11 protein-coding genes and 1 tRNA gene are annotated in these 13,541 nt (G+C 65.3%); 5 read left to right on the forward strand and 7 right to left on the reverse strand.

What is annotated here, in order from left to right:
* Window positions 1–10: 10 nt before the first annotated feature.
* Window positions 11–1,045: an extracellular solute-binding protein gene (locus K8M09_RS09990; RefSeq protein WP_160785935.1), complete on the reverse strand. Its 1,035-nt coding sequence runs from the start codon at window positions 1,043–1,045 to the stop codon at window positions 11–13.
* Between the two features lie 501 nt (window positions 1,046–1,546).
* Here K8M09_RS09990 and K8M09_RS09995 point away from each other — a divergent pair.
* Genes K8M09_RS09995 through K8M09_RS10005 form a run of 3 tightly spaced genes read left to right on the forward strand, consistent with a single transcriptional unit; the run spans window position 1,547 to window position 5,161 of the window.
* Complete coding sequence (locus tag K8M09_RS09995; RefSeq protein ID WP_206366668.1) at window positions 1,547–2,353, forward strand: GntR family transcriptional regulator; 807 nt, start codon at window positions 1,547–1,549, stop codon at window positions 2,351–2,353.
* 4 nt (window positions 2,354–2,357) lie between these two features.
* Window positions 2,358–3,761, forward strand: coding sequence for a transaminase (locus K8M09_RS10000; RefSeq protein WP_160785936.1), 1,404 nt, complete (start codon window positions 2,358–2,360; stop codon window positions 3,759–3,761).
* Window positions 3,758–5,161: a glutamine synthetase family protein gene (locus K8M09_RS10005; protein WP_160785937.1), complete on the forward strand. Its 1,404-nt coding sequence runs from the start codon at window positions 3,758–3,760 to the stop codon at window positions 5,159–5,161. Before K8M09_RS10000 ends, K8M09_RS10005 begins: the two co-directional genes overlap by 4 nt.
* 276 nt (window positions 5,162–5,437) lie before the next feature.
* Here K8M09_RS10005 and K8M09_RS10010 read toward each other — a convergent pair.
* The 3 genes from K8M09_RS10010 to K8M09_RS10020 form a co-directional block, all read right to left on the reverse strand.
* Window positions 5,438–5,513: transfer RNA gene (locus K8M09_RS10010), tRNA-Lys, on the reverse strand.
* Between the two features lie 118 nt (window positions 5,514–5,631).
* The gene (locus tag K8M09_RS10015) at window positions 5,632–6,549 is read right to left on the reverse strand and encodes a PhzF family phenazine biosynthesis protein (protein WP_160785938.1); all 918 of its coding nucleotides are present in this window, start codon (window positions 6,547–6,549) and stop codon (window positions 5,632–5,634) included.
* Window positions 6,550–6,617: 68 nt separating this feature from the next.
* Entirely contained in the window at window positions 6,618–7,724 is a 1,107-nt protein-coding gene (locus K8M09_RS10020; RefSeq protein ID WP_160785939.1) for an endonuclease/exonuclease/phosphatase family protein, read from the reverse strand.
* Window positions 7,725–7,879: 155 nt separating this feature from the next.
* On the opposite strand from K8M09_RS10020, the gene K8M09_RS10025 reads away from it, so the two are divergent.
* Window positions 7,880–8,470 carry a hypothetical protein gene (locus K8M09_RS10025; RefSeq protein ID WP_160785940.1) on the forward strand — a complete coding sequence of 197 codons (591 nt, stop codon included), beginning with the start codon at window positions 7,880–7,882 and terminating at the stop codon, window positions 8,468–8,470.
* 10 nt (window positions 8,471–8,480) lie between these two features.
* On the opposite strand, the gene K8M09_RS10030 is transcribed toward K8M09_RS10025, so the two are convergent.
* Entirely contained in the window at window positions 8,481–8,897 is a 417-nt protein-coding gene (locus K8M09_RS10030; RefSeq protein ID WP_160785941.1) for an Lrp/AsnC family transcriptional regulator, read from the reverse strand.
* Window positions 8,898–9,035: 138 nt separating this feature from the next.
* On the opposite strand from K8M09_RS10030, the gene K8M09_RS10035 reads away from it, so the two are divergent.
* Window positions 9,036–10,685, forward strand: a complete 1,650-nt coding sequence (locus K8M09_RS10035; protein WP_229342283.1) for a M20/M25/M40 family metallo-hydrolase — start codon at window positions 9,036–9,038, stop codon at window positions 10,683–10,685.
* Between the two features lie 151 nt (window positions 10,686–10,836).
* Here K8M09_RS10035 and K8M09_RS10040 read toward each other — a convergent pair whose 3' ends face one another.
* Both K8M09_RS10040 and ilvC read right to left on the reverse strand, forming a co-directional pair.
* Entirely contained in the window at window positions 10,837–12,060 is a 1,224-nt protein-coding gene (locus K8M09_RS10040; protein ID WP_160785942.1) for an aminotransferase-like domain-containing protein, read from the reverse strand.
* Window positions 12,061–12,518: 458 nt separating this feature from the next.
* A complete protein-coding gene (gene ilvC / locus K8M09_RS10045; protein ID WP_160785943.1) occupies window positions 12,519–13,538 on the reverse strand; it encodes a ketol-acid reductoisomerase in 1,020 nt (339 codons plus the stop codon).
* Window positions 13,539–13,541: the final 3 nt, after the last annotated feature.

The raw sequence follows: 13,541 nt of genomic DNA on the forward strand, positions 1-13,541 counted from the left end.
GGCTGGCCGGTTACTCCACCGTTTTCGCGCCGTAGCGGCGCTGCCATTCCTCCAGAATGCCGGCCTTCTTCTCAGCCAGCATGTTGAAGTCGAGGTTGAGCATCTTGGCCTCCTCGCCTTCCGGATAGTTCTCGATTTCCGGCTTGATGCCTTCCCGCGCGACGACCACGTAATATTTGCTGTTGATCTCGCCGGACTTCTGGCTGGCGGCAAAATCCGCGAGGATCTTGGCCGCTTCCGGGTTCTTGCCGCCCTTGATCAGCGCCGTCGCCTCGATCTCGGAGCCGAGGCCCTCCGTCGGCAGGATGATGTTGACGGGCGCGCCCTCGTTCTTGGCCTTCACGCCGGGGAACGCATAGGAAATGCCGACGACCGCCTCACCCGAGGCCGCCATGCGGCACGGCGCGCCGCCGCTCGAGACATATTGCGAGATGTTCTCGTGCAGCTTGTCCATATAATCCCAGCCGTCCTTTTCGCCGAAAAGCGTGAGCCAGCCGGCAACGGTCAGGAAGCCCGTGCCCGAGGCGTTCGGGTTGGCCATGACGATCTTGCCCTTGTATTCCGGCTTGATCAGGTCCTTCCAGCTCGCAGGTTCCGCCGCACCGCCCGCCGGCCCTTCCACGGTGTTGTAGCAGACCGCCGACGCCCAGGCGTCGAGGCCCGTCCAGAGCGGCACGTCATGCGCGGTGTCCTTGAGGGCGGGCTTGATCTTGTCGAACTCGGCCGGCTTGTACGGCTCGATGACGCCTTCCTTGTCGAGCACGAGAAGCCCGCTCACCGGCGCGCCGAACAGGATATCGGCGCGGGGATTGGCCTTCTCGGCGATCAGCCGCGAGATGATCGTGCCGCCGGTCGAGACGATCATGTCGACCTCGATATCCGGATGCTCCGCCTTGAAGGCGTCCATGAGCTCGACCACCTGGTCCTCGTCGAGGGCGCTATAGACGGTCAGCGGCTCGGCCTGCGCCGCGCCGGCCGCAAGCATCAGCGCGAGCGCCGAGGTCAGGTGGCGAAACGTGATGGAATTCCTTTTCGCAATGGTCATGTCTTCCTCAGCCTCTTGAATGCTTGAATGAACGGTCGCGACCGCCAGGGTCGAACGGAAAGTGCGCACCACCGCAAATCGAGATCACAAAACACGTCATGTTTTGGCAATTATGCGGCGAAACATGATCACGATTATGGCAAAAAGCGCCCCTGTCAAAGCCTTTTGAGGATATTGCGCCACCACGGGAAAAGCGAAAAATATCGCACAACATCATAATTTATAGAATAATTTCAAACTATTATCTCCACATCCACGGCAACGCCGGGAGCAAGATATACCTCGCTTGCAATTACAAAACTCGAATGCTAATTGTGATCACAATTGATGCATCGCTGAGAGACCGCAAACAATTCAATGCGGATAACCTTGCGTCTGAAGCGCCCCTTCCCACGATGACGGATGGAAGAGGCCGCGCTGTCGGCGCATAGTGATGGCGGCAATTTGCGTCGCACCGGCCAGGGGCCTGCCGACGCAACGATCGAGAACGACGGGGTGAGGATGAGCGACAGGAACCACCACGCGACGGACCGAACGGCAACAAGCGCGGGGCTGACTGCGCATGCGGGCCGGCCGGAGACCAGCGCCGCGCCTGAGCAGACGATGCAGGAGCGCGCCTACCAGGCCTTGCGCCATGCCCTGATCGTCGGGCAGCTCGCGCCCGGCAAGGGCATCAGCCTTCGTGCGATGGCCGAGGTCATCGGTGTCGGCATCATGCCGGTGCGGGCCGCCATCGCCCGGCTTTCGGCCGAAAACGCCCTTGCGGTCCACGACAATCGCCGCGTCTCCATTCCGGAAATGACCATGGAGCGTTTCGACCAGCTCATGCAGGCCCGCCTGCTGCTGGAGCCGGCCTGCGCCATGCGCGCGCTCAACGTCATTGACGAAGCAGGGCTTGCCCGCATCCGCAGCCACGACGACCAGATGAACAGCAGCTACGAGACCGGCGATGCCGAACTCTATATGGCCGCCAACTATGCATTCCATTTCGAAATCTACCGCGCCGGCCGGTCCGAGGTCCTCACCCACCTGCTGGAGAGCGTCTGGATGCAGTTCGGTCCCTTCATGCGTAAGGTCTATGGCATGGTAGGCACCGCCCACCTTTCCGACAAGCACGAGATGGCGATCAACGCCATCGCACGGCGCGACGTCACGAGCCTGAAGGTCGCCATCGAGGCCGATATCCTCGACGGCATGGACCTGCTCGGAAAATCCATCTTCACCCAGGCCGCCGAACCGGGCAGCCCGTCATCAAGACGCAGGTCCAGGGCCAGCAGCGGCCGGGCCCGACTCACAGCAACGGAGTAGAGACATGGCATCCTCAGTTCCCGCCGGGGCTGCAGCCTCGGGCGACATCTTCGTGCGCGCCGCGCTGGACGACCTCCTGAAGGCGGAAAACGCCCTCTACCGCGACCGCCGCCCCCTTGCGGCGGCCCGCGCCGCGCGCAACGCCAAGGGCGGTTTTGCCGGCGGCGTGCCGCTGCACTGGATGCGCGACTGGCCGCAGCCCTTCCCGATGGTGATCGACGCCGCGCAGGGCAACCGGCTGCGGGATGTCGACGGCAACGAGGCGGTGGATTTCTGCCTCGGCGATACGGGGGCGATGTTCGGCCACTCCCCCGCCCCCGTCATGCAGGCGCTGCGCGAGCGCGAGAGCCGCGGCCTCACCCACATGCTGCCCTCCGCCGATGCCGACCGGGTGGGCGAACTTTTGCAGGACCGCTTCGGCCTGCCCTGCTGGCAGATGGCCGTGACGGCGAGTGACGCCAACCGCTTCGCCCTGCGCGCCGCCCGCGCGGCGACGGGGCGCAGGCGCATCCTCGTCTTCGACGGCTGCTACCACGGCACCGCCGAGGACACGCTGGTCGACCTCGTCGACGGCAAGACCATGGCCCGGCGCAGCCTTGTCGGGCAGGTGCAGGACCCCAGCCTGACCACCGTCATGATCCCCTTCAACGATATCGCGGCCCTCGACGCCGAACTGGCCAAGGGCGACATCGCCTGCGTCATCGCCGAGCCGGTCATGACGAATTGCGGCATGATCCTGCCGCAGCCCGGCTTCTGGGAGCATCTGCGCGCGGCCACCCGCAAGGCCGGCACGCTGCTGCTGCTCGACGAGACCCACACCATCTCCACCGGCCCCGGCGGCTACGGCCGGACCTACGGCGTCGAACCGGACCTTTTCGTGCTCGGCAAGCCCGTGGCGGGCGGCGTCCCGGCCGCCGTCTGGGGCATGACGCAGGAGGTGAACGACCGCCTCTTCGCCTCCCGTCCCGAGGACGAGCACGGCCATTCGGGCGTCGGCACGACGCTGGCGGGCAGCACGCTGCAGCTTGCCTGCGTGCGAGCCACGCTCGAGCACCTGATGACGCCGGAAACCTATGCAGCGATGCTGGCCGGCGCGGAACGCCTCGATGCCGGCATCAGCGGCCTGATCGCACGCCACGGCCTGCCCTGGCATACGGCGCGGGTCGGCGCGCGGCTGGAGATCGTCTTCAGCCCCGTTCCCGTCACCAATGCCGCCGAGGCGCGCGCCGCCGCCGATCCGCAGGTCGAGCGCTTCCTGCATGTCGCCCTCCTCAACCGCGGCTTCCTGCTCACCCCGTTCCACAACATGATGCTGGTCAGCCCCGATACGAGCGAGGCCGACATCGCGGCCTTCCTGACCGCCTTCGACGCGGTTCTCGCCCTCCTGCCGCGGGAGGAGGCGCGATGAGAACGATCGAGGCCCCCGCCCGTCCGGCCGCGCCGCAGACGCGCGCCTCCATCGGCGAACTGCACGATTTCCTAAAGGCTCATCCAGAGATCGAGGCCTTCGACCTCATCCTGATCGATCCCAACGGCATTCCGCGCGGCAAGACCGTGCGGCGCCACGAGATCGAGGGCATCTATGAGACCGGGCGCAACCTGCCCGGCTCCATCCTCGGACTGGACGTGACGGGCGAGGACGTGGACGAGACCGGGCTGGTCTGGTCGGACGGCGATGCCGACCGCTGCGCCTGGCCCATCCCCGGCACCCTCGCCCCGGCGCTGTGGACCGATCCGCCACGGGGTCAGTTCCGCGTCGCGCTGCACGAAATGGACGGGCGGCCCGTGGAGGCCGATCCGCGCCATGTGCTCCAGCGCCGGATCGACGCGCTCGCCGAAAAGGGTTACCGGGCCGTCGCGGCCTTCGAGCTGGAATTCTACCTCGTCGACATGGCCGAGGGCGACAGCGTCCCCCAGCCCGCCCGCCTGCCGCTGACCGGCGCGCGCCCCGACGGCACCCATGTCTACGGCATCGAGGAACTGGACAGGCTGGAGCCGTTCAGCCGCGACCTTTACCGCGCCGCCGCCGCGCAAGGCCTGCCGGTCGAGACGCTGATCTCGGAATATGCGCCCGGCCAGTTCGAGCTGACGCTGCACCATCGCGACGCGATGCAGGCGGCAGAGGACCTCGTTGCGCTGAAACACCTGCTGCGCGGCGTCGCGCGCCGCCACGGCATGCAGGCCTGCTTCATGGCGAAACCCTTCGCCGACCGCGCCGGCTCCGGCATGCACATGCATGCGAGCCTGTGCGACATGGACGGCCGCAACCTCTTCGCCGACCGCGACGGCCTGCTCGCGCCGCCGCTGCTGTCCGCCATCGGCGGCCTGCTCGACGCGCTCCCGGAAAGCATGCTCGTCATGGCGCCCCACAACAATTCCTGGCGGCGCTTCTCGGCACAGAGCTATGCGCCGACGACGCCGAACTGGGGCATCAACAACCGCGGCGTCGCCGTCCGCGTGCCCGCCGGCGCGCCGGGCGGCCGCCACCTCGAACAGCGCATGGCCGGCGTCGACGCCAACCCCTTCCTCGTCGCCGCCGTCACCCTCGCGGCAATGGCGCGCGGCATCGCGGCAGAGCGCGATCCAGGCCTGCCCGCAGACGGCGACGGCTCCGCCGCAGGCGACGCCCCGCCACTGCCGCGCAATTGGACCGAGGCCATCGAGGCCGCGCAAGGCTCCTCTTTCCTCAAGGACGCGCTGGGAGAGACGATGCACCGCGTCCTCCTCGCCATCAAACGCTCCGAAGCCGCCCGCTTCGCCGCCTATGTCTCACCGCTGGACTACCGGCTATATTTGGGGACGGTGTAACGCTGCCTGGACCATTCCGGTGAAGTGAATTTCATCGGAATGGTCAAGTCGGTGGCGTCAGAGGTGCCACCTGCCAAGGCTTTGGGGGAGCCGCGATAACCTGCTCATATGCGCGCCGAGACAAGTCGCACGACGAGGAGATCAAACTGATTTCGGAGATTTCCGGCCACTCAGCCGGCGATGCCCTCAGGCGCGGAGAGAACAGAGAATGAAAGTGTATAACTTTCCGTTTTCCGTAGGATGCGGGTTGGTAGAAAACCGCTAAGTAGTTGTATTTGGTGGGTGATCACGGGCTCGAACCGTGGACCCGCTGATTAAGAGTCAGCTGCTCTACCAACTGAGCTAATCACCCACTTGACCGCTGCTGCGGTGCTGGAGGGGCGTATAAAGGCGTTCTCGGGGCTTGTCTATACGCTGGTCCAAAAAAAATGCGCCGCGGGACAAATTTCTTTCGCAGCGCAAAACGAATGTCACAAATCCAGCGTGCCGGATGCGGTGCGCACCGCCTCGCCGCCGATGCGTGCGCCGGCGATGACGCCGCCGGATATGTCGAGATGCAGGTGGATCAGCGAGGGGCGGCCCATTTCGACGCCCTGCTCGATGAGAAGCGGATGGTGACCGTCCACCAGCCTGTCGAAGGCGTGGATGGCGCCAGACAGCGCGGCGACCGCCGCCCCCGTCGCCGGGTCCTCCGATATGCCCATGTCGGGCGCGAACATGCGGGCATGGAATTTCGCATTGTGGTTCACGCCGCCGCGGCAATAGAGATAGGCCGAGGCGAGCCGTCCTTCGGCAAAGGGCGCGCAGCGCTCCCAGAGCGTTGGATCGAACTCCACGGCCGCTGCCGCCGCCAGGTCGTGCACCGGAACCATGACGAAGGCGACGCCGGCGCTCCAGAGCGTCGGCTGGTGATTCTCGAAGCCGATCTGGCTGGGCTTCAGGCTGAAGGCATCGGCGAGCGCCTGCCGGTCGAAGGTCGCGTCGAGGCGTACGGATTTGCGCGGCACGTCGAATTCGGCAAAGGCCGCGCCGCCCGCGCCGAGCCGGACCGCACAGCGCACCGGGCCGACATTCTCCTCCAGCACGCTCACCTGGTCGCTCGGGCCTGCCTGCCCGTTGCCGGTGACCTCGGCGATGGCGATGGCCGCGCCCACTGTCGGATGGCCGGCGAAGGGCAGTTCGCGGCCGGGCGTGAAGATACGCAGGCGCGCGGTGTGCGCCGGATTTTCCGCCGTCTTCACGAACACCGTCTCGGACAGGTTGAACTCGCCGGCGATGCGCTGCATCGCCCCATCCTCCAGGCCATCGGCATCGAAGACGACGGCCAGCGGGTTGCCGGCAAGGCGCGTATCGGTGAAGACGTCGTAGATGGCGTAGCGGCGGGACAAGGCATTCTCCGTATTCGATTTTCGCACCAGCCTGCCCGAGGCCTTTGCCGCGGGCAAGGGAAAACGGCTCAAAGGTCGAGCGTCATGACGACGGGGCAATGGTCCGAGGCCTTCGGCCGGTCCCAGCCGACACGCGGATAGCGTTCCACCTCCTGTCCCGGCGGGAAGATCGTGCGGAACGGCTGGCCGGCACGGATGATCTCGGGGACATGGTGGGCATTGCGCTCGGCCAGCGAGGGCGACAGCCAGATATAGTCGAGCTGGCAGAGATGGCGCTCCTCCGGGCCGCGGCTGTGGTAGAGCGTCCAGCGGTCGTCCACCGGCCGGCGCAGCATCGGGTTCACCGCAAAGCCGCCTTCGGTGAAGGTGTCGAGCGCGCTCACCGGCTCCTGCTGCGGCACGAATCGGTAGCCGTTGCGCCGGTCGCCCTCGATGGCGAGCTTTTCCTGGTAGTCGTTCATGTCGCCGCAGATGGCGAAGGCCTTGTCGGCCGTGCGCCCGGCGCCGAAGCGGTTCTCGACGATGCGGCGCACCGCCCGCGCCTCGGCCATGCGCACCGGCATGGTCGACTGGCGTCCGTCCATGCCCTCCCTGCCCGGCCCCATCGATTTGAAATGCACGACATAGAGCGTCAGCGGCCGCCCGCCGATGCGCAGGTCCATTTCCAGGCAGTCGCGCTTGAAGATCTTGTCGTCCGGGTTGAGGCCCGAGCCGAGATCCGGCGTATAGAGGCCGAAATCGCGGTAGGTGACGGAGGCATGGCTGCGGATATCGACGCATTCGATCCGCTGGCCGTCGCGCGTCTCCTCGCGCATCAACACGGAAACGTCGATGCCGCGGCTGTCATTGCCCTCGATGAGATATTTCTGGCGGTAGCCGTTGCCGACCATGCGGAAGAGATAGCCGTATTCGAAGGCCTGCAGCGCCGCCATGTTGTCAGTTTCCTGCAGGCAGAGGATATCGGCATCCGCATCGGCGATGGCGAGCGCCGAATGCTGGCGCGTGTCGTCCGTATGGGCGACGGTGCGCGCCTCCTCCAGCCGCTGATATTCCGCCTCGTTGCGGATGTCGAACAGGCGCAGCACGCGATCCTGCCGAATCTGGTTGCGAAAACCCGTGAAATCGAAGCGGGTCATGAGGTTTTCGATATTGAAGGTGGCAAGGCGTAGCGACATGAGGTCCTTCCGGGAATGCCGCCGGAGTGTAGCCGGCTGACCGGCAATGGGAAGCGCTTTTCACAGGCCAGCCTGCATCACCGGAATAAACCGCCCCGCCCTCCCGTCATCTCCTCACGGACGATGCGTGTTCCGGCGACGGCGGGAGAACGGTCATGGCAGTTGCATCCAGCATGGCGCGGGCGTTTATGCCCCTGTTGCTTCTCATGAGCCTCGTCGGCGGGGCGGCCGGCCAGCCGGCGCAGAACTGGCTGGAGCCGAAGACGACGGCCGAGAAGCTCGCCATGCTCGGCCGGGAATTCGGCAGGAACGCCCGATATTCCGAGATCAGCATCACCAGCGATTCGATGCGCATTCTTGCCGAAGTGCCCGACAAGCCCGGCACGATGGCCGACTACAACGCCAATGACAACGGCATCACCGCATCCAGCATGATGATGCCCTGGGATGCGGAGTTCCGGCCCGAGCAGCTCTACCGGATGAGCGACCTCGCCTTCTTCTCGGCGGAAAAACTCAATGAGCTGACGGCCCGCACCTTCGCACGGCTGCAGGTCGGTTCGGAAATGGCGCTGGCGCGCTACACCTTCTCCATCGGCCAGTTGCCGACGCCGGACGGGACTTTCATGGTGCCCTCGCCGGATGGCAAGGTGACACTGGAAATCCGGCTGGAGGCCGATGACGGCTGGAAGGGCGGGCGCGTCACCTATTCCTCGACCGGCGAGGAAATCGATATCGTCATGCCCTGACGGGCGGCGCTCAGAGGGTTGTGAGAAGCAGGCTGGTCTCGGATTTCGAGACACCGTCCATGGCACGGATGCCGCGCAGCACCCGCTCGAACTCGACGAGATTGTCCGCGTGAAGCTCCGCGACGAGGTCCCACGCCCCGTTGGTGGTGTGCAGGGCGCGCACTTGCGGAATACCGCGCAGCGCCTTGATCGCGGCCAGCGTCTTCTGGCCGGTGATCTCGATCATCATGATGGCCCGCACGGCATGGGGATCGTCTGCCTCCGTCACCCGCACGGAAAAACCGGCGATGACGCCGTCGCGCGTCAGCCGCTCGATGCGGTTCTGCACCGTGCCGCGCGAGACGTTCAATTCGGCTGCAAGCGCCGAAAGCGACGCGCGGCCGTCCTTGCGCAGCAAGGCGAGAAGTTTCCGGTCTACCGTATCCATATCCGCTGCCGAAATGTCAGTTATGGCTTGCGAAATGCTAATCCAAGGTGCGATTTTCGCAAAAGATTGCCGTTTCGCTTGCCGTCATCCTTGGCTAGCCTTGCAATCTCCTGAATGCAACCTCCATCGGCAGGCCCCATGTCCCAGACGAACGAAACCGCCCTTCGCACCGCCGCCCGCCGCAGCCGGGACCTTTCGCTGATGATGACCCGCTGGCCGAGCGTGACGGGTTCGGCGGACGAGGCGTCCTTTTCCGAAAAACTGCGCACCCATCTTGCCGAGACCGCCTATTTCAAAAGCCACCCGGACCAGCTCTTCACCGTCGACAGCCATGGCGAGCCGCTGACGCGGAACGTCGTGGCGCTGGTGCGCGGCAGCGGGCGGCGGACGGTGGTGCTGGCCGGCCATTTCGATACCGTCTCCATCACCAATTACGGCACGCTCGCGCCGCTCGCCTGCGAGCCGGAGCCGCTGACGCAGGCTCTGCTCGACGAGCTGCGCAGCCGCCCGCTGAACGGCGCGGAGACGAAAGCGCTCAGGGACTTCGAAAGCGGCGACTTCATCGCCGGGCGCGGCCTGCTCGACATGAAGAGCGGCCTTGCCGCCGGTATCGCGGCGCTGGAGCGTTTCGCCGGGCTGGAAGCCCCCGAGGGCAACATCCTCTTCGTGGCCACACCGGACGAGGAGAACCGCTCGCGCGGCATGCGCAGCCTGCGCAATGCCCTGCCGGAGATCGCCCGCCGCTTCGACCTCGATATCGTCGGCGGCATCAATCTCGATGCGTCGAGCTGCGAACGCGACGGCGAGGAAGGCCGGGCGGTCTATCTCGGCTCCATCGGCAAGTTCGCGCCCTTCGCCTTCGTCATCGGCCGCCCGACCCATGCCGGCTACCCCTTCAACGGCACCAGCGCCCACCGCATCAGCGCCGAGATCGTGCGCGCCATGGATACCGTACCGGAACTCAGCGACGAGGCCTTCGGCGAGCGCTCCCCGCCGCCCGTCTGCCTGGAAGCGCGCGACATCCGCGACGGCTACGACGTGACGACGCCGGACCGCGTCTGGCTCTCCTTCAACTGGCTGACCCACCGCCGCAGCGCCGGCGATATTCTTGGGGAATTCAGGGCGCTCGTCTCCGGCGCGCTGCAAACGGCGCTCGAAACGCAGGACGCCCATGCCGCCCGCTACCGCAACCGGGACACAGGCCGGACCGAGGGTCTCGTGCTCACCTATGCCGAGCTGCTGGAGCGCTTGAAGGCACGCGGCGGTTCGGCGGCCCTGGCGCGGCTCGAAGCGCTGGACCGTTCGCTCGCCGGCGGCACCGACCCGCTGAAGGTCAGCCGCGAGATCGTCTCGGCGGCCGTGACCGAAGCGGGCATCGAAGGGCCGGCGGTCATCGTCGGCTTCGGCAGCCTGCATTATCCGCTGGTGCATCTGCAGCGCGCTTCGACCGGCGGCAGCCTGCAGGGCATGCTACAGGGCGTGATGGATGCCGCCGCGACGCGGCACGGCACATCGATCAAGTTCAAGCAGATTTTCGCGGGCATTTCCGACATGAGCTTCTTCGGCCACCGGCCGGACGCCGGCGAGACCGGGCTGCTTGCCGGCAACACGCCCTCGGCGGCCTTCACGGACGATGCGCCGGAAGGGCTGCTGTCTTTCCCGACGGTCAATATCGGACCGTGGGGGCGCGACTATCACCAGAAATGGGAGCGCGTACACGCGCCCTATACGTTCGAGGTGCTGCCGGATCTGGTCTTCGAGACGGCGCTGGCCTGGCTTGCCGAATAGCCCCTCATCCGGCCTGCCGGCCACCGTCTCCTTGGCTGCGGGGAGAAGGAGATATGCCGCGCCGTTTTCCGCAATTCTTCAACATTGCGTGGGGCAAGTCCCCTCTCCCCGCTTGCGGGGAGAGGGTTAGGGTGAGGGGCAACCGCGACGGTTAAGCCGCCAGACGCTCGCTGGCGAGCAACCGGCCAAGGCGGGAGATGCCTTCTTCGATCGTCACATCGTTGGCGCAGGAGAAGCTGAGGCGCAGGGTGTTCGCGCCGCTGCCATCGGCATGGAAAGCCTGACCGGGAACGAAGGCGACCTTTTCCGTCTCGATGGAACGGGCGAGCAGCTTCGCGCCGTCCATGCCAACCGGCAAGGTGACCCAGACGAACATGCCGCCCTCGGGCTTCGTCCACGTCACGCCTTCCGGCATGTACTTATCGAGAGCGGCCAGCATGACGTTGCGGCGATGGCTGTAGGCCGCGCGAATCTTGGCGACCTGCGCGTCGAAGCCGCGCTCGGCGACATGGGCGATGGCCATCTGGTTGATGGTCGAGGAATGCAGGTCCGCCGCCTGCTTCATCAGCACGAGCTTGCGGATGACGGGCGCTGCCGCGACGATGTAGCCGACGCGCAGGCCCGGTGCGAGCGTCTTGGAGAAGCTGCCGCAATAGATGGTGCGCGCGGCGTCGATGCTGCCCTTCTCGGCAATTTCCAGCGCCAGGATCGGCGGGACCGCCTCGCCGTCATAGCGCAGCGACTGGTAGGCGGCGTCCTCGATGACGGGGATATCCAGCTCCTCGGCCAGCTTCAGCAGCTTCTCGCGGCCGGCGCGGTCGACCGTTTCGCCGGTCGGGTTGGCGAAATCGGCGGAGAGATAGGCGAACTTGACCCGGCCGCCGGCATCCGCCGCGGTCGCGCGATAGGCTTCCGGCGTGCGGTTGCCCGTCAGGTTGAGCTGGTCGTAGGTCGGCTCATAGGCGTTGAAGGCCTGCAGCGCGCCGAGATAGGTCGGCCAGGTGACGAGCGCCGTGTCCTTCGGGGACAGGAACAGCTTGCCGAGATAATCGAGGCCCTGCTGCGAGCCGGAAACGATGAAGACGTTCTCCGCCGTGCAGGGAATGCCGATCTTGCCCATTTCGCCGGCAAGCCAGTCCCGCAGCGGCTTGTAGCCCTCGCTGACGGAATATTGCAGGCCCGCTGCCGCGCCCTCGCCCGCCAGCACATCCGTATAGGCGGCGGAGAACGCCTCCTTCGGGAACAGCGCCGGATCCGGGATGCCGCCGGCAAACGAGATGATGTCCGGCCGCTCCAGCAGCTTCAGCAATTCGCGGATTTCGGATGCCTTCATACGCGACGCACGGGTCGCGAAGGCCTGTTCCCATTTGAACATAGGGGTTTCCTCGGGCTTGTTGTTTGACCCGCACATCATCACGGCGAAGTATTTATGTCAATAATACTGACCTAAATATTCGCATCGAAAAAGACGCGCGAAACCCGATGCCCGCGCAAACCCATTGCATGCGCAACCGCCACGCCTGCCGGCACTTGCGGCGGCAGCGGTCAGGTCGTCCGGTCTCCGTAAAGGCTGAGCAGCACGAGCATGGCTATACTGCCCAGGATAAAAAGATCGAACCAGGCGAAGTATTGGAAAATCGTGGTCATCGCACTATCCTCCTGACAGCGGAACGAAACACTTGCGTATTTTGTTCCCATTCAGGCTTTCGCGCAAGTTTATTACTTGCTGCGCCGCGATAGAGCGGAAGGATGCGCTGCACTATTTCAAATCTACTGAAATAGAGGACCGGGCGGAAAGCCGCCCGGCCCGTTTTCCCGCGAAAGCGGAAAAGCTTAGTTGACGGCCTTGTCGACCAGCTTGTTCTTGCCGATCCAGGGCATCATGCCGCGAAGCTTCGCGCCGACTTCCTCGATCTGGTGCGAGTCGTTGTTGCGGCGGATGCCCTTGAAGCGTGCGCCGCCGGCCTTCCATTCCTGCATCCACTCGGAGGTGAACTTGCCGGTCTGGATGTCGGTGAGGACGCGCTTCATCTCGGCCTTCGTTTCGGCGGTGATGATGCGCGGGCCCGTGACGTATTCGCCCCACTCGGCCGTGTTCGAGATCGAGTAGTTCATGTTGGCGATGCCGCCTTCATAGATCAGGTCGACGATGAGCTTCACTTCATGCAGGCACTCGAAATAGGCCATTTCCGGCGCGTAGCCGGCTTCGACCAGCGTTTCGAAACCGGCGCGGATCAGCTCGACGAGACCGCCGCACAGAACGACCTGCTCGCCGAAGAGGTCGGTTTCGCACTCTTCCTTGAAGTTGGTCTCGATGATGCCCGAACGGCCGCCGCCAACGCCGCAGGCGTAGGACAGGGCAACGTCAAGCGCGTTACCGGAAGCGTTCTGGTGAACGGCGACGAGGCAGGGAACGCCGCCGCCCTTCTGGTATTCGCCGCGAACCGTGTGGCCCGGGCCCTTCGGCGCGATCATGACGACGTCGACGGTGGCCTTCGGCTCGATGAGGCCGAAATGGACGTTGAGGCCGTGGGCAAACGCGATGGCCGCGCCGTCACGGATGTTGCCGGCGATTTCGCCCTTGTAGATGTCGGCCTGCAGCTCGTCCGGCGTCGCCATCATCAGGAGGTCGGCCCACTTGGCAGCTTCGGCGACGGTCATGACCTTGAAGCCGTCGGCTTCGGCCTTCTTGACGGTCGGCGAACCGGCCTTGAGCGCGATCACGACGTTCTTGGCGCCGGAATCCTTGAGGTTGAGAGCGTGCGCACGGCCCTGCGAGCCATAGCCGACGATGGCGACGTTCTTCGCCTTGATGAGGTTGAGATCGGCATCACGATCGTAATAGACGCGCATCGA

Source organism: Shinella zoogloeoides (assembly GCF_020883495.1).
Taxonomy (GTDB): domain Bacteria; phylum Pseudomonadota; class Alphaproteobacteria; order Rhizobiales; family Rhizobiaceae; genus Shinella; species Shinella zoogloeoides.